This is a genomic window from Bradyrhizobium sp. ISRA464 (assembly GCF_029910095.1).
In the GTDB taxonomy this organism is placed as follows: Bacteria; Pseudomonadota; Alphaproteobacteria; order Rhizobiales; family Xanthobacteraceae; genus Bradyrhizobium.
The window spans coordinates 7371709-7394629 of sequence record NZ_CP094526.1 but is presented as its reverse complement, the minus strand read 5'-3'; the positions used below and the strand labels follow the sequence as shown (position 1 = coordinate 7394629).

Annotated in this window: 19 protein-coding genes; 10 read left to right on the top strand and 9 right to left on the bottom strand. The window is 64.8% G+C overall.

The window, feature by feature from the left end; all coding sequences use genetic code 11:
* Positions 1-31: 31 nt before the first annotated feature.
* Together MTX19_RS34165 and MTX19_RS34160 are read left to right on the top strand one after the other, a co-directional pair.
* Positions 32-1051 (top strand): SPFH domain-containing protein, encoded by a 1020-nt coding sequence (locus tag MTX19_RS34165; protein WP_280981137.1) that lies wholly within the window; start codon positions 32-34, stop codon positions 1049-1051.
* Positions 1052-1092: 41 nt separating this feature from the next.
* A complete protein-coding gene (locus tag MTX19_RS34160; RefSeq protein ID WP_280981136.1) occupies positions 1093-1539 on the top strand; it encodes an NfeD family protein in 447 nt (148 codons plus the stop codon).
* On the opposite strand, the gene MTX19_RS34155 is transcribed toward MTX19_RS34160, so the two are convergent.
* A complete protein-coding gene (locus tag MTX19_RS34155) occupies positions 1536-1871 on the bottom strand; it encodes a helix-turn-helix domain-containing protein (RefSeq protein ID WP_348638373.1) in 336 nt (111 codons plus the stop codon). The two genes, MTX19_RS34160 and MTX19_RS34155, sit on opposite strands and share 4 nt — an antisense overlap.
* Before the next feature lie 77 nt (positions 1872-1948).
* Here MTX19_RS34155 and MTX19_RS34150 point away from each other — a divergent pair, with 77 nt between their 5' ends.
* The gene (locus MTX19_RS34150; protein ID WP_280981135.1) at positions 1949-2488 is read left to right on the top strand and encodes a carboxymuconolactone decarboxylase family protein; all 540 of its coding nucleotides are present in this window, start codon (positions 1949-1951) and stop codon (positions 2486-2488) included.
* Positions 2489-2599: 111 nt separating this feature from the next.
* Here MTX19_RS34150 and MTX19_RS34145 read toward each other — a convergent pair whose 3' ends face one another.
* Entirely contained in the window at positions 2600-3607 is a 1008-nt protein-coding gene (locus tag MTX19_RS34145; RefSeq protein ID WP_280981134.1) for a KpsF/GutQ family sugar-phosphate isomerase, read from the bottom strand.
* Positions 3608-3854: 247 nt separating this feature from the next.
* On the opposite strand from MTX19_RS34145, the gene MTX19_RS34140 reads away from it, so the two are divergent.
* On the top strand, positions 3855-5537 hold the full coding sequence (locus MTX19_RS34140; RefSeq protein WP_280985683.1) for an outer membrane beta-barrel protein: 1683 nt from the start codon (positions 3855-3857) through the stop codon (positions 5535-5537).
* Between the two features lie 169 nt (positions 5538-5706).
* On the opposite strand, the gene MTX19_RS34135 is transcribed toward MTX19_RS34140, so the two are convergent.
* Both MTX19_RS34135 and gltB read right to left on the bottom strand, forming a co-directional pair.
* Positions 5707-7164, bottom strand: coding sequence for a glutamate synthase subunit beta (locus MTX19_RS34135; protein WP_280981133.1), 1458 nt, complete (start codon positions 7162-7164; stop codon positions 5707-5709).
* Positions 7165-7312: 148 nt separating this feature from the next.
* Positions 7313-12064 (bottom strand): glutamate synthase large subunit, encoded by a 4752-nt coding sequence (gene gltB, locus MTX19_RS34130; RefSeq protein WP_280981132.1) that lies wholly within the window; start codon positions 12062-12064, stop codon positions 7313-7315.
* A gap of 472 nt (positions 12065-12536) precedes the next feature.
* On the opposite strand from gltB, the gene MTX19_RS34125 reads away from it, so the two are divergent.
* The gene (locus MTX19_RS34125) at positions 12537-13319 is read left to right on the top strand and encodes a hypothetical protein (protein WP_280981131.1); all 783 of its coding nucleotides are present in this window, start codon (positions 12537-12539) and stop codon (positions 13317-13319) included.
* Between the two features lie 110 nt (positions 13320-13429).
* Here MTX19_RS34125 and MTX19_RS34120 read toward each other — a convergent pair whose 3' ends face one another.
* A complete protein-coding gene (locus tag MTX19_RS34120; RefSeq protein ID WP_280975716.1) occupies positions 13430-13903 on the bottom strand; it encodes an Hsp20 family protein in 474 nt (157 codons plus the stop codon).
* A 215-nt stretch (positions 13904-14118) separates the two neighbouring features.
* Between MTX19_RS34120 and MTX19_RS34115 the strand changes: the two genes are divergently transcribed.
* A complete protein-coding gene (locus MTX19_RS34115) occupies positions 14119-15066 on the top strand; it encodes an alpha/beta hydrolase (RefSeq protein WP_280981130.1) in 948 nt (315 codons plus the stop codon).
* 77 nt (positions 15067-15143) lie between these two features.
* Here MTX19_RS34115 and MTX19_RS34110 read toward each other — a convergent pair whose 3' ends face one another.
* Entirely contained in the window at positions 15144-15803 is a 660-nt protein-coding gene (locus MTX19_RS34110; RefSeq protein WP_280981129.1) for a hypothetical protein, read from the bottom strand.
* Positions 15804-15864: 61 nt separating this feature from the next.
* On the bottom strand, positions 15865-17664 hold the full coding sequence (locus tag MTX19_RS34105; protein WP_280981128.1) for a tetratricopeptide repeat protein: 1800 nt from the start codon (positions 17662-17664) through the stop codon (positions 15865-15867).
* Positions 17665-17903: 239 nt separating this feature from the next.
* Here MTX19_RS34105 and MTX19_RS34100 point away from each other — a divergent pair, with 239 nt between their 5' ends.
* Positions 17904-18539: a LysE family translocator gene (locus MTX19_RS34100; protein ID WP_280981127.1), complete on the top strand. Its 636-nt coding sequence runs from the start codon at positions 17904-17906 to the stop codon at positions 18537-18539.
* Between the two features lie 117 nt (positions 18540-18656).
* Entirely contained in the window at positions 18657-19994 is a 1338-nt protein-coding gene (locus MTX19_RS34095; RefSeq protein WP_280979491.1) for an IS1182 family transposase, read from the top strand.
* A 10-nt stretch (positions 19995-20004) separates the two neighbouring features.
* Here the strand turns inward: MTX19_RS34095 and MTX19_RS34090 are convergent, their stop codons facing one another.
* Both MTX19_RS34090 and MTX19_RS34085 read right to left on the bottom strand, forming a co-directional pair.
* Complete coding sequence (locus MTX19_RS34090) at positions 20005-20886, bottom strand: hypothetical protein (protein ID WP_280985682.1); 882 nt, start codon at positions 20884-20886, stop codon at positions 20005-20007.
* Between the two features lie 201 nt (positions 20887-21087).
* Positions 21088-21501 carry a hypothetical protein gene (locus tag MTX19_RS34085; protein WP_280981125.1) on the bottom strand — a complete coding sequence of 138 codons (414 nt, stop codon included), beginning with the start codon at positions 21499-21501 and terminating at the stop codon, positions 21088-21090.
* A gap of 12 nt (positions 21502-21513) precedes the next feature.
* Between MTX19_RS34085 and MTX19_RS34080 the strand changes: the two genes are divergently transcribed.
* A complete protein-coding gene (locus tag MTX19_RS34080; RefSeq protein ID WP_280981124.1) occupies positions 21514-21804 on the top strand; it encodes an SDR family NAD(P)-dependent oxidoreductase in 291 nt (96 codons plus the stop codon).
* 317 nt (positions 21805-22121) lie between these two features.
* A complete protein-coding gene (locus MTX19_RS34075) occupies positions 22122-22775 on the top strand; it encodes a cytochrome c3 family protein (RefSeq protein WP_280984974.1) in 654 nt (217 codons plus the stop codon).
* The last annotated feature ends 146 nt before the right edge of the window (positions 22776-22921 follow it).

The following is a 22921-nucleotide window of genomic DNA, read 5'->3' as shown; positions in this document are numbered from 1 at the left end:
GCGACGGTTCTGGCCGGCCCTGGAGGACTTCATGACTGGTTTCGATATTTTCGCGATCGCGTTTGTTCTTCTCGTCATCGTCACACTGTTTGCCGGGGTCAAGACCGTCCCGCAAGGCTTTGACTGGACCATCGAGCGGTTCGGCAAATACACCCGCACGTTGACGCCGGGCCTCAATTTGATCGTGCCCTATTTCGATCGCGTCGGCCGCAAGATCAACATGATGGAGCAGGTGATCGACATCCCCGAGCAGGAGGTGATCACCAAGGACAACGCCACCGTGACGGTGGACGGCGTCGCATTCTTCCAGGTGTTCGATGCCGCGAAGGCGAGCTACGAGGTGGCCAACCTGACGCAGGCGATCACCGTGCTGACCATGACCAACATCCGCTCGGTGATGGGCTCGATGGATCTCGACCAGGTGCTGTCGCATCGCGACGAGATCAACGAGCGGCTGCTGCGCGTGGTCGACGCCGCGGTCTCGCCCTGGGGCGTCAAGGTCAACCGCATCGAGATCAAGGACATCGTGCCGCCGGCCGACCTTGTCGAGGCGATGGGCCGGCAGATGAAGGCCGAGCGCGTCAAGCGCGCCGACATCCTGCAGGCGGAAGGTCAGCGGCAGTCCGAGATCCTGCGCGCCGAGGGCGCCAAGCAAGGCCAGATCCTGCAGGCCGAGGGCCGCCGCGAAGCCGCCTTCCGTGATGCCGAGGCGCGCGAGCGTCTCGCCGAGGCCGAGGCAAAGGCGACGCAGATGGTCTCGGATTCGATCGCCAAAGGCGACGTCGCCGCGTTGAACTATTTCATCGCCGACAAGTACATCAAGGCGTTCGGTCTGCTCGCGGAATCGCCGAACCAGAAGGTGCTGATGTTGCCGATCGAGACCGCGAGCGTGCTGGGCTCGCTTGCCGGCATCGGCGAGATCGCGCGCGCCACGTTTGGCGAGAGCGCCGCGTCCGCCACGGCGGCCGCGCGGCGCGGCTCGGTGCCGCCGGCTGGGCCAACTCCGCCGGCAGTGCCGCCGGCCGGGCCGACTCTGCCGCCGCAGAGGTGAGGGCGTGATAGCATCGCGCCTGCAATCATAGAGGTCGTGTCATGACCGAGATGTTTTCGACGTTGGGCACCTGGAACTGGCTGATCTTCGGCTTCATCCTGATGGCGCTGGAGCTGGCGGCGCCCGGCATGTTCCTGTTCTGGCTTGGGCTTGCGGCGCTCTTGGTCGGTCTGCTGTCGTTCGTGATCAATCCGTCGTGGCAGACGCAGCTTTTGATGTTCGCGGTGTTCGCCGCGGCCGCGGTGCCGGCGTGGCGGCATTTTGCCAAGAGCGCGACGGAGGCGAGCAAGAGCAACCCGTTCCTCAATCGCCGCAACGAGGCCCTGATCGGTCGCGAATTCACGCTGGAGAAGCCGATCATCGACGGCACAGGCACCGTGCGGATCGACGATACGATCTGGCGCATCGCCGGCCCCGATACCCCGGCCGGTAGCCGGGTGAAGGTCATCCGCGCCGACGGCGCCAGCCTGACGGTGGCGGTGGCCTAGCTGCTGCTCTGCCTGCGCCAGCGCTCGGCGAAGCGATTGAGCGGAGCGAAAGTCTGCAACAGCTCCCCGCCGAGCGCGGTGAGGCGGTAGCCGTCATCGGTCAGTTCGACGAAACCGGCGTCGCGCAGCTCGGTCAGCCGCGTCTGCAGGATCGTCGGCGACGCCTCATCGCAGGCGGTGCGCAGCGCGCGCGAGGTCAGCGCGCTCTCCCGCAATTCCCAGATGATCCGCAACGTCCAGCGGCGGCCCAGCAGGTCGAGCAGCGCCATGATCGGGCGCCCGGTCCGCGAGCCGCGGACGCCGGGTCTGGCGGACTGAGCCTGCTTCGGCATGAGCGCGAATCCCTCTTGCACGTCGCTACAGATATTGTAGCTTTACGCTACAGTAATTGTAGCGACAGTATCAGGCCATGTCACGCATCGCACCGCTCGATCCGCCTTACGCAGCCGAAGTTCAACAGCAATTTGACCGCATCATGCGCGGCAGGACGCCGCTTGTGCTGTTCCGCGTCATGGCCGGCCATCCGCGCGCATGGGAGAAATTCCGCGGCGGCAGCCTGCTTGACCGCGGGCCGCTGCCCTTGCGGGAGCGCGAGATCGTGATCGACCGCACCTGCGCGCTGAACGCCTGCGAATATGAGTGGGGTGTGCACGTCACCGCGTTCGGCGCGGCCGCCGAGCTTTCGGAGGAGCAGGTCCGCGCCACCGTGCACGGCCCGGCCGGCGCAAGTTGCTGGTCACCGGCCGAACAGGCCATGATCGCGGCAGTCGACGCGCTGCATGCGCACGCGACGTTGAGCGAAGCCGAGTTCGCAGCGCTGAAAGCGCATTACGATGACGACCAGATCCTGGAGATCATCCTGCTGTGCGGCTTCTACCGCACGGTCTCCTATCTCACCAACGCGCTGGCCATGCCACTGGAGGCGACCGCGGCGCGGTTTCCGAGGTAATGAACCGTCATTGCGAGGAGCGAAGCGACGAAGCAATCCATCTTTCCTCGCGCTCGGAAGGATGGATTGCTTCGCTTCGCTCGCAATGACGAGGTGAGAGACCGCGCTGGTCTACGCCACGCCCGCGCGCAAGAGGTCGTGCAGATGGATGATGCCGACCGGCTTCTTCGCATCCGTCACGATCAGCGTGGTGATCTTCGACGCGTTGAGCAGCTCCAGCGCCTCGCCGGCGAGCGTGTCGCGGCCGATCGTTTTCGGGGTCCCCGTCATCACCTCGTCGACCGACAGCGCCAGCAGGTCGGGGCGCATATGACGGCGCAGGTCCCCGTCGGTGACGATGCCGACGAGATGCCCGTGCCGGTCGACGATACCGACGCAGCCAAAGCCCTTCGAGGTCATCTCGACCAGCGCGTCCGACATCTTGGTGCCGAGCGGCTTCAAGGGCACGGCATCGCCGCCATGCATCAGGTCGCGCGCAAATTTCAGCATGGCCCCGAGCTTGCCGCCCGGATGCAGCACGCTGAAATCGGTCGAGGTGAAGCCGCGGCCTTCGAGCAGCGCGATCGCCAGCGCATCGCCGAGCGCCAGCATCATCAGCGAGGATGTGGTCGGCGCCAGATTGTGCGGGCAGGCCTCGCGCGCCTTGGGCAGCGTCAGCTGCACGTCGGCGGCCTTGCTCAGGGTCGAGTCCTTGTCCGCCGTCATCGCGATCAAGGGAATGCCGAAGCGCGCCCCGTAGGCGATCAGGTTGCGCATCTCCGGCTGCTCGCCGGACCAGGACAGCGCCAGGATCGCGTCGTCGGCGGTGATCATGCCGAGGTCGCCGTGGCTCGCCTCCGCGGCGTGCACGAAGAACGCCGGCGTGCCGGTCGAGGCGAAGGTCGCCGCGATCTTGCGCCCGATATGGCCCGACTTGCCGAGCCCGGTGACGATCAGCCGCCCCTTGGCGTTGCGGATCAGCTCAGCCGCCGCGATGAAGGACACGCCGAGGTCGGACTTGAGCGCCGCAGCGATCGCGGCGACGCCGCTCGCTTCGGCATCAAGGGTGCGGAGCGCCGATTGAACGGCACCGTCGTCAGGGCCGGATGATTTGGTCATCAGCGGTTTCGGTTTGGCCATATTGGATTCCAGGGGAGGGGCTTTGCGCCCGGGCGTCTCCCTTAGCACGGTCCACTCGTAGAGGCGACGTGCGGCGCGCAGCCCTCAACGGCTCATTAACCATAATTGTTTTTACTGCATTAACGACGTTTTCCGGCGGCAGTTGGAATGCGTCCGTCAAGTACGTGAATTTGTTGGGGTATTTTCTGTCGTGGTGCGGAGGCCAGCAAGGGGCCGGGCTGGGCGCGGGCGTCTCGTTCGCGTTGCCTTGCCGTGTCTTGCGCTGACCGCGACCACGGGGCTCGCCGAGGCCCAGACCGTCACGCCCGATCTCTTCAGCCCGACCCGCCAAAGCCAGTTCATCAATCCGAACTCGCCGCTGCGGCCAATCACGGCCGATGCGGGCGATTCGCTCAACGGCTCGGGCTTACCGGACCTCGATCGCAACCGGCGTGCGCCATCGCGTACCGGTGCCGGCCAGGTCGGTACCGGCCAGGTCCCGACCTACGGCCTGCCGGCCGCCAACGGTGCGTCGACCTCGGGTTACGACTCGCTCAACCGCAAGCGACAGAGGCCGAAATATTATCCGGGCCAGCCCAGGCCGAAGCCGTCGCCGGGCCCCGGCACGCCGCCGCCTGCGTCGCCGCCGCTCGACGCCGCCGGGCAGTTGCGGCTGTCGATCCCGCCGTCGGCCACGGCCAACAAGCCGCCGGTCCCGCCGGCGATGGCCGGCACCATTCCGGGGCAACCGCCGCGCAGGCGGCTGAGGCTCGATGACGATCCGTTCGGTGCGGTCGGCGATTACGCCGGCTCGTTCCTGATCAAGACCGCGGTCGAGGTCATGGCCGGCTACGATACCAATCCGGGCCGGCTGTATTCGCCGCAGGGACGCGCGTTCTACATGGTCGCACCGGAATTCCTCGCGGTGTCCGACTGGGAGCGCCACGCGGTCGTGGCCGACCTGCGCGGCTCCTTCACCGGCTATGGCTCTGGCCTGACGCCGAACGCCGACGGCACGCCGCTGTCGGCGCCGCTCGACATCGACCGTCCCAATTTCGTCGGCCATGTCGACGGGCGCTTCGACGTTTCGAGAGACACGCGCCTCACCGCGCAGGCGCGCTTCCTGGTCTCGACCGACAATCCCGGCAGCCCGAACATTCAGGCCGGCCTCGCCAGATATCCGCTCTACAGCACGATCGGCGGCACCTTCGGCTTCGACCAGAATTTCAACCGCCTGCAGGTCTCCGCCGGCGCCACCATCGACCGCACCGATTATCAGTGGTCCAAGCTCACCGACGGCACCACGTCGTCGAACGACGATCGCAACTTCACCCAGTATGGCGGCGTCGGCCGCGTCAGCTATGAGCTGACGCCCGCCGTCAAGCCGTTCCTCGAGGTGGAAGGCGACAGCCGCGTCCATGATCTCTATCTCGACCGCGCCGGCTACGCGCGCGATTCGAACGGCGGCTACGCCAAGGCCGGCACGTCCTTCGAGTTCACGCGGCTGTTGTTCGGCGAGGTCTCGATCGGCTACGCGATGCGCGACTATGCCGACACGCGGCTCGGCCGGCTCGAGGGCCTGCTCACTACGGCGTCATTGACCTGGACCGCGACGTCGCTGACGACCGCCAAGTTCTACTCGGACACGCAGCTCGGCGAGACCACGCTGCCCGGCACCTCGGGCGTGCTGTCGCGCACCTACACCGTCGAGGTCGATCACGATTTCCGCCGCTGGCTGACCGCGATCGGCAAGTTCACCTACGGCACGCTCGAGTACAAGGGCGACAACCGCACCGACTCGATCTACTCGGTGTCGACAGACCTGATCTACAAGATGACCCGCAGCCTCTGGGTCAAGGGCACGGTGCGCCGCGACTGGCTGGACTCCAACCAGCCGGGACAGAGCTCGGCCTCGACGGTGGTGATGCTGGGCGTGCGCGTGCAGAATTGAGCTGTTGAACTCTCGCCGCGATCGTAACTCGTCATGCCCCGCGCATGCGGGGCATCCAGTACGCCGCGGCTTCTCGGCTTAAACCCTGGCGTCTCTGGAATACTGGATCGCCCGCTTTCGCGGGCGATGACAGTCGAGCTTGTGGTTGTCGTTCGGCCGAATTGCCGCGTTACCGCGGCAGATCCGTCTTCCCCATCAGGAACGTGTCGATCGACCGTGCACAGAGGCGGCCTTCGCGGATCGCCCACACCACCAGCGACTGGCCGCGGCGCATGTCGCCGGCGGAGAACACCTTGGCCTGCGAGGTCTGGTAGTCCTGCAGGTTGGCGCGGACGTTGCCGCGCTGGTCGAGATCGACGCCGAGGGTCTTGAGCAGGCCCTCGTGCACGGGATGCACGAAGCCCATCGCGAGCAGCACGAGCTCGGCGTCGAGCGTGAACTCGGTGCCGGGCAGCGGCTTGAACTTGTCGTCGACCCTAACGCAATGCAGCTTGGTGACCTTGCCGTCGGTGCCCTCGAACTTCTGGGTCAGCACCGCGAATTCGCGCACCGCGCCTTCGGCCTGGCTCGACGACGTGCGCATCTTCAGCGGCCAGTTCGGCCAGATCACGCCCTTGTTCTCGTGCTCGGGCGGCGCCGGCATGATCTCGAGCTGGGTCACCGACAGCGCTCCTTGCCGGAACGAGGTGCCGATGCAGTCCGAGCCGGTGTCGCCGCCGCCGATCACGACGACATGCTTGCCGCCGGCGAGGATCTCGGCGGCGCCGTTCTGCGGCTCGCCGGAGACGCGGCGGTTCTGCTGCGGCAGGAAGTCCATCGCGAAGTGGATGCCGGCGAGTTCGCGGCCGGGGATCGGCAGGTCGCGCGGGGCTTCCGCGCCGCCGGTCAGCGCGACGGCGTCATACTGCTTGACCAGCTCCTGCGGATCGATCGCGTTCATGGCAATGCCGCCAACGGGCTTGCCGTAATGGAAGGTGACGCCCTCGGCTTCCATCTGCGCCACTCGGCGGTCGATGATGTTCTTTTCCATCTTGAAGTCGGGGATGCCGTAGCGCAGCAGGCCGCCGGCCTTGGCGTACTTCTCGTAGACATGCACCTCGTGGCCGGCGCGCGCGAGCTGCTGCGCGCAGGCGAGGCCGGCGGGGCCGGAGCCGATGATGGCGACCTTCTTGCCGGTCTTCTCCGTAGCGATCTCCGGCTTCAGCCAGCCATTGTCCCAGGCGCGGTCGACGATCGCGCATTCGATGGTCTTGATGGTGACCGGGTTGTCGTCGATGTTGAGCGTGCAGGACGCCTCGCATGGCGCCGGACAGATGCGCCCGGTGAACTCCGGAAAGTTGTTGGTCGAGTGCAGGTTGCGCGAGGCCTCTTCCCAGTTGCCCTGATAGACGAGGTCGTTGAAGTCGGGGATCTGGTTGTTGACCGGGCAGCCCGGCGTGCCCGGCGCGGCGGAGCCGGTGCCGTGGCAATAGGGGATGCCGCAGTTCATGCAGCGCGCGGCCTGGTCGCGCGTGTCCTTCTCGCTCAAGGGGATGACGAACTCGTTGAAGTTCTTCAACCGCTCGGCGACCGGCGTGTACTTGCGCTCATTGCGGTCGATCTCGAGAAAACCTGTAATCTTTCCCATTAAACCCGATGCCCCTGCATCATGTGTTCGTCCAAATGTCTTCTCTCACGTCCCGTCATTGCGAGGAGCCGAGCGACGAAGCAATCCATCCATCCGCGGGATCTATGGATTGCTTCGCTGCGCTCGCAATGACGGTTCCGTCCAAAGCTTACGCACCGATCGCGATTTTCGGCTCGGCGTCGGCGTTCGCCTTCATTTCCTTCAGCGCGCGGCGGTACTCCACCGGCATCACCTTGCGGAATTTCGGCAGCCACGTCTTCCAGTTCGCGAGGATCTCGGCGGCCTTCTTCGAGCCGGTCAGCTTGGCGTGACGCGTGATCAGGACGTGCAGCCGCTCGACGTCGGAGTCGAGCAGGTTCTGGAACACGTCGACCCGGCCATGCGCCTCGAGATCGCCGGAGTGATTATAGGTGCCGGCGTTGATCATCTCCTCCGACAGCACCGGCTCCAGCTCGACCATCGCGAGGTTGCAGAGCTTGGCGAAGTCGCCGGCCTCGTCCAGCACATAGGCGATGCCGCCGGACATGCCGGCCGCGAAGTTGCGCCCGGTCTTGCCGAGCACCACCACGATGCCGCCGGTCATGTATTCGCAGCAATGGTCGCCGGAGCCTTCGACCACCGCGACCGCGCCGGAGTTGCGCACCGCGAAGCGCTCGCCGGCGATGCCGCGGAAGTAGCACTCGCCCGCGATCGCGCCGTACATCACGGTGTTGCCGACGATGATCGACTCTTCCGGAACGATGCCGGAGACCTTCGGCGGCTTGATGATGATGCGGCCGCCGGAGAGGCCCTTGCCGACATAGTCGTTGCCTTCACCCTCGAGCTCGAAGGTGACGCCCTTGGCAAGCCACGCGCCGAACGCCTGTCCCGCCGTGCCCTTCAGGTCGACATGGATGGTGTCGAGCGGCAGCCCCTCATGGCCATAGATCTTCGCTACCGCGCCCGACAGCATTGCGCCGGCGGAACGGTCGGTGTTGTGGATCTCTTCCTCGATCCTGACCGGCGCGCCGCGATCGAGCGCGGCCTGCGCCTTCTCGATCAGCCGGCGGTCGAGCACGGCTTCCAGATGATGGTTCTGGGCTTCCGAGTGATAGATCGTCTGGCCCTTCTCCTCCGGCTGCCGCACGAACAGCTTGGAGAAGTCGAGGCCCTTGGCCTTCCAGTGCGAGACCAGCGCGGTCTGGTCCAGCATCTGGACCTGGCCGACCATCTCGTCGAACTTGCGGTAGCCAAGCTGCGCCATGATCTCGCGCACTTCCTCGGCGACGAAGAAGAAGTAATTGATGACGTGCTCGGGCTGGCCGGTGAAGCGCTTGCGCAGCACCGGGTCCTGGGTCGCGACACCGACCGGGCAGGTGTTGAGGTGGCACTTGCGCATCATGATGCAGCCCGCCGCAATAAGCGGCGCGGTGGCGAAGCCGAACTCGTCGGCCCCGAGCAGCGCGCCGATCACGACATCACGGCCGGTGCGGAAGCCGCCGTCGACCTGCACCGCGATGCGGCTGCGCAGCCGCTGGCGCACCAGCGTCTGGTGGGTTTCGGCGAGACCGATCTCCCACGGCGAGCCGGCATGCTTGATCGAGGTCAGCGGGGAGGCGCCGGTGCCGCCCTCGAAGCCCGCGATCGTCACATGGTCGGCACGCGCCTTGGCGACGCCGGCGGCAACCGTGCCGACGCCGACCTCGGAGACGAGCTTGACCGAGACCTGGCCGTCCGGATTGACGTTCTTGAGGTCGTAGATCAGCTGGGCGAGATCTTCGATCGAGTAGATGTCGTGATGCGGCGGCGGCGAGATCAGGCCGACGCCCGGCGTCGAGTGCCGGACCTTGGCGATGGTCGCGTCGACCTTGTGGCCGGGCAACTGGCCGCCTTCGCCGGGCTTGGCGCCCTGTGCCATCTTGATCTGCATCATGTCGGAGTTGACGAGATACTCCGTGGTCACGCCGAACCGGCCCGAGGCGACCTGCTTGATCGCCGAGCGCATCGAATCGCCGTTCGGCAGCGGCTTGAAGCGATCGGCTTCCTCACCGCCTTCGCCGGTGTTCGACTTGCCGCCGATCCGGTTCATCGCGATCGCGAGCGTGGTATGCGCCTCGCGCGAGATCGAGCCGAACGACATCGCACCGGTCGAGAACCGCTTGACGATTTCCTTGGCCGGTTCGACTTCCTCGAGCTTGACCGGCTTGCGCTTGTCGTCATCGGCGGTCTTGATCCGGAACAGGCCGCGCAGCGTCAGCAACCGCTCGGACTGCTCGTTGAGGATCTTGGCGAACGCCCGGTAGCGCTCCTGCGAGTTGCCGCGGACGGCATGCTGCAGCGTCGAGACCGATTCCGCGGTCCAGGCGTGGTCCTCGCCGCGGGTGCGGAAGGCATATTCGCCGCCGACGTCGAGCGCGCTCTTGTAGACCTGCGCGTCACCGAACGCGTCGATGTGGCGCCGCACCGTCTCCTCGGCGATCTCGGCAAGGCCCACGCCCTCGATGCGGGTGTGGGTGCCGGCAAAATACTTGGCGACGAAGTCCGCCTTCAGGCCGACCGCGTCGAAGATCTGCGCGCCGCAATAGGACTGGTAGGTCGAGATGCCCATCTTGGACATCACCTTGAGCAGGCCCTTGCCGATCGACTTGATGTAGCGCTTGATGACCTCATAGTCGTCGAGCGCGCCGGGCAGCTTGTCCTTCATCGCGAGGATGGTCTCGAACGCGAGATAGGGATTGATCGCCTCGGCGCCGTAGCCCGCGAGACAGGCGAAGTGATGCACTTCGCGCGGCTCGCCGGATTCGATCACGAGGCCGACCGAGGTGCGCAAGCCGGTGCGGATCAAATGATGATGCACGGCGGCGCAGGCGAGCAGCGACGGGATCGGGATCCGGTCGGTGCCGGTCATGCGGTCGGACAGGATGATGATGTTGATGCCCTCGCGCACCGCGCCCTCGGCGCGCGCGCAGAGCTCGTCGAGCACCTGCTCCATGCCCGCCGCGCCGAAGCCGGCGTGGAAGGTGGTGTCGAGCGTGCGCGACTTGAAGTGCGTTTCGGCAACGTCGGAGATCGAGCGGATCTTCTCGAGGTCCGCGTCGGTCAGGATCGGCTGGCGCACTTCGAGGCGCTTGGTCGAGGCCAGTCCCTGCAGGTCGAACAGGTTCGGCCGCGGCCCGATGATCGAGACGAGGCTCATCACGAGCTCCTCGCGGATCGGATCGATCGGCGGGTTGGTGACCTGCGCGAAGTTCTGCTTGAAGTAGGTGAAGAGCTGCTTCGGCCGGTTCGACAGCGCCGAGATCGGCGTGTCGTTGCCCATCGAGCCCGCGGCTTCCTCGCCGGTGGCAGCCATCGGCGTCATCAGGATGGTGATGTCTTCCTGGCTGTAGCCGAACGCCTGCTGCCGGTCGAGCAGCGGCAGGTTGGAGCGCACGCCCTTGGTCGGTGCATCCGGCAGCTCCTCGAGCTGCATCTGGGTGCGATGCAACCAGTCGCTGTAGGGATGGCTCTTGGCGAGATCGGCCTTGATCTCGTCGTCCGGAATCAGGCGGCCCTGCTCGAGGTCGACGAGCAGCATCTTGCCGGGCTGCAGCCGCCACTTGGTGACGATCTGTTCCTCCGGAATCTTCAGGACACCCATCTCGGACGCCATCACGATGCGGTCGTCCTTGGTGACGAGGTAGCGCGCCGGGCGCAGGCCGTTGCGGTCGAGGGTGGCGCCGATCTTGCGGCCGTCGGTGAAGGCGATCGCAGCCGGGCCGTCCCACGGCTCCATCAGCGCGGCGTGATATTCGTAGAAGGCGCGGCGCTGCTCATCCATCAGCGGATTGCCGGCCCACGCTTCCGGAATCATCATCATGACGGCATGCGGAAGGGAATATCCGCCCTGCACGAGGAATTCGAGCGCGTTGTCGAAGCAGGCGGTGTCGCTCTGGCCTTCGTAGGAGATCGGCCAGAGACGGCTGATGTCCTTGCCGTAGAGCTCCGAATGCACGGACGCCTGGCGGGCCGCCATCCAGTTGACGTTGCCGCGCAGCGTGTTGATCTCGCCGTTATGGGCGATCATCCGGTAGGGATGCGCCAGCGACCAGGTCGGGAAGGTGTTGGTCGAGAAGCGCTGATGCACCAGCGCCAGCGCGCTCTCGAAATCCGCCTCGTGCAGGTCGGGATAATACTTGCCGAGCTGGTCGGCGAGGAACATGCCCTTGTAGATCACGGTGCGGCACGACATCGAGCAGACGTAGTAGCCGGACATGCCGCGGTCGCGGCGCTGGTAGATCGCCTGCGAGATCGACTTGCGCAGGATGTAGAGCCGGCGCTCGAAATCGTCGTCGCTCTTGGCGGCGCCGTTGCGGCCGATGAAGACCTGCATGTGATAGGGTTCGGTCGGCTTCACGGTGGCGCCGAGCGAGGAATTGTCTGATGGCACGTCGCGCCAGCCGAGCAGCTTGAAGCCCTCGTTCCTGATCTCGTCAGCGATGATGCTCTTGATCACGTTCCGCCACGCGGAATCGCGCGGCATGAACAGCGCGCCGATGGCGTAGTCGCCGGGCTTCGGCAGCTTGAAGCCGAGCTCGGCGGTCTTGCGCGTGAAGAAGGCGTGCGGGATCTGCACCAGAATGCCGGCGCCGTCGCCGGCGCGCGGGTCGGCGCCGACGGCGCCGCGATGCTCGAGATTGCACAGGATGCTCAGCGCGTCGGAGACGATCTGATGCGACTTCTGGCCCTTGATGTTGGCGATGAAGCCGACGCCGCAGGAATCCTTTTCCAGGCTCGGATCGAACAGGCCTTCGGCTTTCGGGCGCCAAGTGTGGAGTTCAAGCGGGTGCAGTTCACGCGCGGGCTCGGCGGCTTTCGAGTCCGCGGTCGCCGACAGCGTTCCTGCCACGATGGTTTCGCGCTCGAATTCCGACCCGCTCATGTGTCCTCTCCCTTCCGTAAAGGGGCCTCACTGTCATTGGCGCACCTTGGGCGTTGCGGCACCCACCGGGGCCACCGCTCGTCCGCCGCGAGCCGCAATTTCTTTAATTCAGGCGAGGGGCGTTCAACGTCCCTGAGGAACGGCCCTGCCTGCAGCATTCTCGGAGCCCGGGGCGCCGAGGTTTCGTTGCAATCCCTATGCCGGGATGGCCCCGAAATTGAGACAGCTTTGCTGTCCTAACTCCGACCTTGCCAAATTTTTGTCTATCACACAAGCGCGTGAAAGTCCTCGCCCGCATGTCAAATCGGACGTCTCGGCGGGCGCGGACCGCCCCCGATTTGAAGCAAACGCGCCGTGATGTGGCCCAAGGACCGGCCAAGGACCGCCGGAATTCATCATGAAATTTCGTGCCGGGCAACCGACAAGAGAGCGAGAACGTTCCACGGGCGCGGGGCAGACAGGAGCTACGGCGATGAAGTTGTACACAGGTTGGGTCGCGGCGGCCGGTCTGGCGCTCGGCGCCGCCTCGGCGCACGCGCAGTTGCTGACCCCCGCTCAGTTCGGCAGTCCGTCCTTGATCAGGGTGTCCGATCTGGACGGGCCCTATGCCGCCATGCCGCCGGATGTTCCGCCGCCGCCCCGCTATGGCCGGGTCCCGAGCCTGCTTCCGCCGGTGGAGGTCTACACGGTGCTGCGCGAGAACGGGTACTTGCCGCTCGGCGCCCCACAGCAGCGCGGCTTCGTCTACACAATTTCGGTGATCGACCGCGACGGCGCTGACGGACGGCTGGTGATCGACGCCCGCAACGGCCGGATCGTCAGCTTCACGCCGGCCGACCGGATGGGCGACGATTACGACAACGAGCCGACCGCGACCTACGGCCCCATCGGCCCGATGCCGCGACCAATCCAGGCCCGGGTGCCACGGCCGCCATTACCGATCCCGCATGTTGCACGCCGCGCGGTGCCGGTGCCGAAGCGGAGCCCGCTCGCGGCCAAGCCCGCGCCGGCGCCAGCTCCGGCCCAGGCCGCGGTACCTGCGCCCGCTCCCACAGAAGCGGCAGCACCCGCGCCGGCCCAGCAGACGGTCGCTGCCGCGCCAAAGCCGGCTGAAGCCCAGGCCGCAGCACCCGGGGCTGCGCCCGCGCAGCCCGCGGTGTCGACGATCGGCCAGGCCGCCCCGCCGGCAGCGGCGCCGGCCGCGCCTGCGATCCTGCCGACCCAGGAGATGCCGAAGGTGCAGGGGTTCGAATAGATCCTGCCGCCGCGCCGTCTGGAGCAACGCAGCTATCAGACAACAAAAAACGCCCCGGTTTCCCGGGGCGTTTTCGCGTGCGGCCAATATCTGCCGACGCTGGAGGCTGATCAGGCAGCAACCTTGTTGGCCGAGCCGTCGACGACCTGTGGGGCCTTCTCGCCGCTGATCGGAATGCTGCGGGGCTTCTTGGCCTCGGGGATCTCGCGGACGAGATCGACGTGGAGCAGGCCGTTCTCGAGCGAGGCGTTCTTCACCTGTACGAAGTCGGCAAGCTGGAAGACGCGCTCGAAGGCACGCGAAGCGATGCCGCGATAGAGCACTTCCGAGTTGTTGCCGGAGGTCTCGTTGGCGGTCTTCTCGCCCTTGATCGTCAGCGTGTTTTCCTTCGCGACGATCGAGAGTTCGGCCTGTGAGAAGCCGGAGACCGCAACGCTGATCCGGTAAGCGTTCTCGCCGGTGCGCTCGATGTTGTAGGGGGGATAACCGGGACTGCCGTCCGAGGTCACCTGGTCGAGCAGGTTGAAGAGGCGGTCAAAGCCGACGGTGGAACGATAGAACGGGGTGAGATCGTAGCTACGCATAGGGTAGTCCTCCATTGAGCGACTGTTCAGTTACCCGCCCGCCATCGGGCCGGGCTTAAGTGTGTGCAGCCTGATGTTCCGGTTCCGAAACACTGGTAGCGGCCTGCACTCCAGTGATATGGGAGGGGCTATGTCGCGTTCAAGAGGCCGAAATCGCGTCGCTTTCTGGCGCCCGCGCCTTTGATCTCCACCCGTCCACCTTGCCGGTTCCCTGCATGACGCTCGTCTCGATTCCTGCCAATCCGGTTCCGGAGGACGTTGTCAGCGGCACGATCAAGACCCCAGACGGAGCGGAGCTTCGTTTTGCGCGATGGGCGCCGCCGCCCGGCCGCAAGGGCACCGTCTGTGTCTTCACCGGGCGCGGCGAGATGATCGAGAAATACTTCGAGACCGTGCGCGATTTGCGCGATCGCGGCTTCGCGGTGGCGATGATCGATTGGCGCGGACAGGGCCACTCGTCGCGGCGGCTGCGCGATCCCCGCAAGGGCTATGTGCGCGCCTTCGCCGACTATGAGATCGACGTCGAGACCTTCGTGCAGCAGGTGGTGCTGCCGGATTGTCCGCCGCCCTACTTCGCGTTGGCGCATTCGATGGGCGGGGCGGTGATGCTGCGGCTGGCGCATGCGGGCAAGCGCTGGTTCGACCGTATGGTGCTGTCGGCGCCGATGATCGACCTGCCGGGCCGCCGCGTGTCGTTCGTCCCGAGCGCGCTGTTGCGGCTCATGCGGTTGACCGGGCAGGGCGGCAACTATGTTCCGGGCGGCAGCGACAAGCTCGTCGGCTTGTCCGACTTCGCCGGCAATCCCCTGACCAACGATCCTGTGCGCTACGCCCGCAACGCTGCGATCCTGGAGGAAGATCCGACGCTCGGCATCGCGGCGCCGACGGTTGCCTGGGCCGACACGGCGTTCACCGCGATGCGCACCTTCCGCGGCCTGTCCTATCCGTCAGACATCCGCCAACCGATCTTGATGCTCGCGGCGAGCAACGACCAGGTGGTGTCGACGCCGGCGATCGAGGAGTTTGCCTATCATCTGCGCGCCGGCTCGCACCTCGTGATCGCCGGCTCCAAGCACGAGATCCTGCAGGAGCAGGACCGTTACCGCGCGCAATTCTGGGCGGCGTTCGACGCCTTCGTGCCGGGCACGCCGCTGTTCAAGTGAACCATAGCGTTTTCGAGCGAAGTGGAGACCGGTTCGCGTGAAGAAAACGCGTCAAAGAAGACTGCGCAGACACGACTCTAGCTGTTCAGGAGCGCGACGATCCGGTCGGGAAAGCGCCGCTCGACGAACAGGGTCCTGACCTCGGCGACGCTGAGATAGCGATCCTTGCCGTCGCCCTTGCCCATGATATCGAGCAGCACCGGCCATTCACCGAGCATCAGAAGCGGGTAGTAGCAGCGCAGGATCGCGTAATACCAGGGATGCTCGTCATTTGCGCGCTGGAGATTGGCGGCCATGAAGGCCTTGATGTCGGACGCCGACAGCCCGCGTTCGACGCTGCCATCGGGGCTCTTGTAGTCCTTGCCGAAGGTGGCGAGACGCGCGATCTCGTCCTCATGCACCACGGCATGCTGGTCGAGGATGCGCGAGCCGGCGCCGTGCTTGTCGAGCGGGCCGTTGCGCAACTCGTCGAGGATGGCGCCCTTGGTCAGGCTGCGCAGCTGGCTGAACGGACCGAGGCCGTTTGCGATCTGCGCCACCATGAAGATCTGCGCACCTGCGATCAGCGCGGGCAGGCCCGTCTTGCCGGTCGCGCGGCCGATAGTCCGGGTCAGCTCCGGCAGCGGCACGACATGGCCGCCGACATAGCCGCCGGCCGCCAGCGCGCGCAGGAACGGGCAGGGATTATCAGGTGAAACCTGCGGGGCGGGCGCCTCGCCTGCGGCCAGATCGGGCATGAAATCACATCCTGAAAAGTCTTCAGTCTAAGAACCACCAATTACGAAGCGATGAATTGGCTCAGGAGTCTACGGCGAACCTTGATGAGGATGCAACCAAAGCGAGCTTGCCGAAGGGGACGCCGGCTTTCAAGAGCCCCTCACGATAGTGGGCGATGTCGGCCGGGTTCTTCCAGTGGAAATTGCGCAAGTGCCGTTCGACCGTGAGCGTCGGATAATTGCCGAGCAGCGCCTCGGCCGCCTCTGTGGCCTCGTTCGAACGTCCGAGTTGAGCGAGCGCCGCGGCGCGGATCGCAAGGCCCTGCAGATGGTTCGGGTTGAGATAAAGCGCCTCGCGCGACCACGACAGCGATGCGTCATATTGTCCGAGCAAGTAATGGCTGAACGCGTTCAGCGCCGCCCATTGGTAGCGGGGGTCGCTGTTGCCGCGCTGGACCGCCGTCGAGAACAGCTCGACCGCCTTGCGGTGGTCGCCGACCACCATGTGACAGATCCCGAGCACGCCGCGCGCTCCCATGTCGTAGGGATTGAGCTCGATCGCCCGCTTGATGGCGTCCATCGCAGCTTCGTAGTGACCCTGCATCGCGTGCAGATAGGCCAGCAGCGAAAATGCGAACGAGGAGCGCGGGTCGAGCCGGACGCTGCTCTCCGCCAGACTGACCGATGACGCCCATAGCTCACGCGTGCTTTGAATCCAGCCGAACTGGGCACCCTGGATCTGGATCAGCGCGAGATAGGCGCGCGCTATCGAGAGCCCGGGATCGAGCTCGATCGCTTCCTTGAACAGGGCGATTGCGGTTTCGAAATCAGCCTTGGTTTGCTGATAGTAGTGTGACAGGCCTTTGAGGAAGCGATCCCACGCCGTCAACTCGGAGTTCGGCGAGCGCGCCGGCGCGGAGGCCTCGGCGCGATAGATCTCCTGCGCGACCGCAGCCGAGAGGTTGGCCGTGATCTCGTCCTGCATCGCGAACAGGTCGCCCATGTCACGGTCGTAGCGTCCGGTCCACAGCTGCTCGCCTTTCTCCGGCGCGATCAATTCGGCGGTGACGCGGATCTTGTTGCCGGCGCGCCGCACCGAACCCTGGATCAGATAGGTTGCGTCGATCTCGCGCGCGATCAGGCGGGTGCTGACGTTCTTGCCTTTGTAGGCGAAGGTCGAGTTCCGGCTCAGCACGCGATAGAAGGATTGCAGCGACAGCGCGTGGATCAGATCCTCGGTCAGACCGTCGGAGAAATATTCGTCGGCGCTGCCGCTGAGATTGTCGAACGGCAACACGCCGACGATCGCGGTCCGGTACTGCCCCGGCAGATGCGGCCCCTCCTGCGGGGGCTTCTCCTGGACTTCCGATCCCGCCGGCGACCAGGTCCAGACATTGATCGGCTCGGCGATGTTCTTGAAGCGGTGCGGGCCGGCGTCGATCAGGGTGACGGCAAGCCGCCGCCCCGCCTCGGTGCGCGCCTTCTCCGACACCGCGATGCCGCCGGGAGCTGCGACCGTCTCGAGGCGGACGGCGATGTTGACGTCGTCGCCGAACACCTCGTCCTCGTCGGCCATGACGTCGCCCATATGGACGCCCATCCGGAAGTGCATGGCGCGGTCGGCCGGCAGGTGCTCGTTGCGCTCGGCCATCAGGCTCTGCATCGCGACCGCGGCCTCGATGGCGCCGATGATGCTCGGAAATTCCAGCAGGAAGCCGTCGCCGGTATTTTTGACGATCCGGCCGCCATGGTTGAGGATGATCGGGTAGATCGCGCTGCGATGGGCCTTGAACGAGGCATGCGTGCCCGCCTCGTCGGCACCCATCATGCGGGAATAACCGGCGATATCAGCGCAAAGAATGGCAGCTAGCCGTCTTTCCATGTGTCCTGTGCCCTGGATGGCCACTCAGCCGACGTGACCGAGTCCAATACTTACAAGACATGCCGGGCCTGACGGAAGTTCGCTTTGCAGGCAGCTATAATGCATTGTAGCAGGAGTTGGCATGCTGCGAACGGACGCTGTGGTCCAGTTCTCTACCGGATTCGTGTGTCGTCGGGATGGCGCGATCCTGATCGAGAGCCCTTTCCGCTTTCTTACTTCCATAGGTTAGTCTCGCTCACATGCTCGGAATTCACGAACTCTGGCTCTTTATTCTCTCCGGTCTGGTGCTCAACATCACGCCGGGGCCTGATACCGCCTACATCATCGGCCGCAGCATCCAACTCGGGTGGCGCGGCGGGGCCGCTGCCGCGATCGGCATCAGCTGCGGCTGTCTGGTTCATGTGACGGGCGCGGCGATCGGGCTGTCGGCGCTCCTGATGGCGTCGTCGGCCGCGTTCCTGGCCGTCAAGCTGGTCGGCGCGGCCTATCTGGTATTGACCGGCCTGCAGATGCTCTTGTCGCGTGCGAAGCCGATCGCTGAGATCACGGCGCAGGGCGGCGAGACCTCGGTCTCCCGGGTGTTCTGGCAGGGGGCGCTGACCAACATCCTCAACCCCAAGGTGGCGCTGTTCTTCCTGGCTTTCCTGCCGCAATTCGTGGCAGCGGATTCGCCGCACAAGCCGCTCGCCTTCCTGATGCTCGGGCTGGTCTTCATCGTCAACGGCACGCTGTGGTGCCTTGGCGTCGCAGCCTTTGCGTCGAAGGCCGCCGGCCGTATCCGGCAATCGGCCGGCGTCATTGCCTGGATCAACCGCTCGCTTGGCGGTCTCTTCATCTATTTGGGCTTCCGCGTCGCCATGCTGGAGGCGCGCTAGCACGGCGTTTTCGACCGAAGTGAGGTCCGCCTCGCACGAAGATCAAATCAACGCAGCTAGGAGCCTGTCTGAGTAGTGACTGGTCAAGAGGGTGCGAGTCTGATTCCTTACATAGCGATGAGCAAGGAATTTCGCCCCTGGAAGATCGATGAGGCCCAGCTTCTGCCGCCGCGCGTGCAGGATTATGTGCCGCAAGATCACGTTTCGCGGTTGATCGTGTCGCTGGTCAGGGAAAGCCTTGATCTATCGGCGCTCCTCGGCAGCTACCGGAGTGGGCTGGGTCAGCCGCCGTTTGATCCGCGGATGATGACGGCGCTGCTTCTGCACGGCTATGCGAGCGGCATCTACTCGTCGCGGCGGATCGCCAAGGCGACGGTGGAGCGGGCGGATTTCATGATGATCGTGGCCGGCGACCCGCCGGACTTCCGCACGATCTCGGAGTTCCGGCGGCGGCACCTTAAGGCGCTGGCCGACCTGTTTGTGCAGGTGCTGAAGCTCGCCGAGAAGGCCGGGTTGGTGAAGCTCGGGCACGTTGCGCTCGACGGCACCAAGATCAAGGCGAACGCGTCCAAGCACAAGGCGATGAGCTACGATCGCATGAAGAAGCGGGAAGCGGAGCTTGAAGCGGAGGTCGATCGCTGGCTCAAGGCCGCCGAGGCCGCCGATGCGGAGGAGGACCAGCGCTACGGCGACCAGCGCGGCGACGAAATGCCCGATTGGGTGGCCGACAAGCAGAAGCGGCTTGAGAAGATACGCGAGGCCAAGGCCGCGCTGGAGGCCGAAGCCAAGGCTGCAGCCGAGGCGGAGAGCAAGGCGCGGGCCGAGGCCGAGGAGCGTCGCGTCGCCGAAGGCCGCAAGAAGAGCGGCAAGACGCCGACGAAAACCGAGCCCGACGGCAAGGCGCAACGCAATTTCACCGACCCGGAGAGCCGCATCCTGAAGACCAAGGACGGTTACATCCAGGGCTACAACGCCCAGGCCGCGGTCGATGGTGCCCATCAGATCATCGTGGCGCAGACGCTGACCGGTTCCTCCAGCGATCAGGCGCAACTGGCGCCGTTGCTCGACGGGATCAGGGCCAATTTGGGGACCAATCCCGACGAAGTGTCGGCCGACGCCGGCTACTGCTCCGCCGCCAATCTTCGCACGATCAAGCGGCGGCGCATCGAGGGCTACATCGCCACCGGGAGGCAGAAGCACGGCACCCCGTCCGCCACTGCGAAAACGGCTTCAAGAGCCGGATCGCTGATCGCCAGGATGAGCACCAAGCTCAAGCGCGCCGGCTACCGAAGTCGCTACCGCTTGCGTAAGCAGATCGTCGAACCCGTCTTCGGACAGATCAAACAGGCAAGAGGGTTCAGGCAATTCCTGCTGCGCGGCATCGACAAAGTGAAGGCCGAATGGGCCCTGATCTGCACCGCTCACAACCTCGTCAAGCTGGCGAGGGTCGCATGAGCCGCTATCATTAGCCCGCCTTCCCGGAGCTAACTGGACAGGCTCCTAGCGCGGCTGTGATGGTGTCGCGCAGTGCGCTGTCTCGGATGACCGAAAACTGCTGGTCATCCATGGGGACCTGTCCGGTCAACTTGACTATCGCGCCGAACCTTTGCTTCAGGTCCAATTGCGCCGCTACTTGGTGAATACCTCGATCCGCAACCGATCCAGGCTGCAGCTTGGTGAAATCAAGCCGCGGCTCGATCTCCAGGAAATGCCGCCGCTCGTCTGCGGATGAGTGATGCCCTTGAAGCAGTTCCTTCCAGGAGAAAGTAGCCGGCTTGCCGGACAGGACGTCATTCAGGGTTTCAGCGGCAAGCGTTAGCGGCCATTTCAATTGATCGAGTTTGAGCCGCCCGCGCCGAACTTCGCCTGCAGCAAACGACAGAACGTTCATGACGCCGCGAAGGGTCGTGTCTCGCGAGAGCTCGCTCAGGACCGGTTCCGCCTGGATCAGGCCCGCAACGGTCCGCCTGACGACGGACGTCGAGGCCAACAGAAGCTGGTTGCGATCGAAGAAATCTCCGCTGTCCGGCTGTGCGACCCGCGGAAAAAGGTTGGGATTCTTCTTCAGGGATTGCGCGAGCGCATCGGTGGCTTGCTCGGCGTTTTCGGGCGTTGGCGCGGTCACGACCGCTGAAATGCCCTTCTGCGGAAACGTCTGCGTGAAAGCGATCTGGCGCTCGTGCCAGGGCAAATCCTGGGCGATCAGTCGCTCGACGTCAGTGTTGATCGAGAAACGCGTCACGTCGAAGATGGCCGCCACTGCCATCAACACCGCTCCGGCGACGATCACAGCCCGGTGAAATTGGGCGCAGACGCAAACGATTCTGACGATCGCCGACCGGATCATTACAATTTGCTCAACACCACGAGAAAACGGGAGGAACAGGGGCAAAACGCGCCGGACCACCAGATTGTTCGATACCCGGGCACTAAACTTCCGTTAGGAACAACGCACGGCGGCAGAAGGTTAGGCGACTGCGGCGGGGGATCCGAGCATGCGAAAGAGGCCTCCATGTGTGACTACAGCCTTCACTCCGTTCTGTCGCGATCAGCCAAAGCCGGCGACGAGCTCGTAACGACATGTTTTCCAGGCTCCAGTACCCGCGGCTTTGCAGCCGTCAATGAGCCCGCGGTAGCGGTCTGTCTTCTGCCGGGCACCGAACTTGCGTTTGAAAATGACGTCGAGTGGCGTCGCCCGCTCTTTGGTCTGTTTCAGAGAAGGCCGCACTGCGGTCGGCTCGCGCGCTTCCGGCAGGTGAACATGGAGCGCGCATCCCGACATCACGACGCCATCGAATTTCCGAACGGCCAGGTCGTGCTGTTGACGGACCTTCGCCCGGGACAGCGAGCGACCGTGCTGCAGCTGCCAGTCCTGGCCCGGATGTCGCACGAGGATCTTTTGGCGAAACCCCACGTGACAGTGATCGACGCCGAGCCGATCCGGACCGACGAGCTCAACCATAGCTGATCGCCGATGCTTCAAGTGAAGCGTCCCGGCCGCACCGTTATCATCACCGGCGCTTCCGCTGGGGTGGGCCGCGCGATCGCCCATCGCTTCGCTCAGGAGGGCGATCGCGTTGGTCTCATCGCGCGAGACCCAACCGCGCTGAAGGATGTCCAACGGGAACTGCTGGCATCCGGCGTCAAGGCCGTGGAATGGGAAGCGGTGGACGTCTCCGACGCCGCGGCAGTATTCGCCGCTGCTGACCAACTCGAGCGGCGGCTTCCGAAATCGTGCGACATCGGTGGCGGCATGTATGGGTGACGATTTCCAACTTAGGATCGCGCCAAGACACTCGTAAGTGCGGTTGTTCCGGAAGTGAACGATGCCGAACCTGAGCAGTTGGCATGTCATACTAAAGTTCTTATCGGAGAAGTCGTCCCGATCGAGCTGGCTGGAGAGGATAACCGAAAGAAAGTCCAAGCAAGTCGAGCGGCTTAAACACGAACTCTTCCAGCCTTTGCAGGAGGCGTCCTTGTGTGGGCGCAACGCCGCTTAGGAACCATGGATTTGTGATCGCGTTAGAGGGGCGGGTTTCGTCGCCAGATGTTGGAGCGCGGTTTGGGGCCGGTGAGAACAGCATGCCGCACTTATTCCGACCTCTCGCGGATACGGTCGCGCGCAGCGTTCTGGTAGCCATTGTGGTCGTGCCGCTGATTGCTATTGGTCTCGCGTACTGGGTATCGGCCTCAGAGCATGTAACGGGTGAAGAGATCACGCTCGATCAGCCTGTACCCTTCAGCCACGCGCATCATGTCGGCGGTCTCGGCCTCGATTGCCGCTACTGCCACACCAGTGTTGAGTCGTCGCCCGTTGCCGGCATCCCGCCGAGCCACACCTGCATGACATGTCATTCCCAGCTCTACACGCAGGCCGCGATGCTTGCACCGGTCCGGAAGAGCCTTGCGGAAGGCCGCCCTATTCACTGGAATAAGGTGAATCGGTTGCCGGCCTACGTCTACTTCGACCACTCGATCCACGTCGCCAAAGGCATCGGCTGCACGACGTGCCACGGCGACGTCGCAAACATGCCGCTGATGCGGCAGGCCGCTCCGCTCACGATGGGATGGTGCCTCGATTGTCACCGCAATCCCGCAGCGAAGATGCGCCCGGCGTCCAAAGTGTTCGATCCGTACTGGAAATTTCCGGATGACCAGGCCGAGCGCGGCGTCATCCTGGCGCATCAGTACCTCGACAACAAGCATCTCACGGACTGTTCGATCTGCCATCGATGAGCCGCCATGAAAGTCACTCGCAACATCAGGCATGACCTGCACGTGTCGGATCCCAGCATGGATCGCCGTGCCGCATTGAAGCTGTTCATGACCGGCGTTGCGGCCACGCTGGCCTCCTGCGGGCGCCCTCCGGAGGAGGTCGTGCC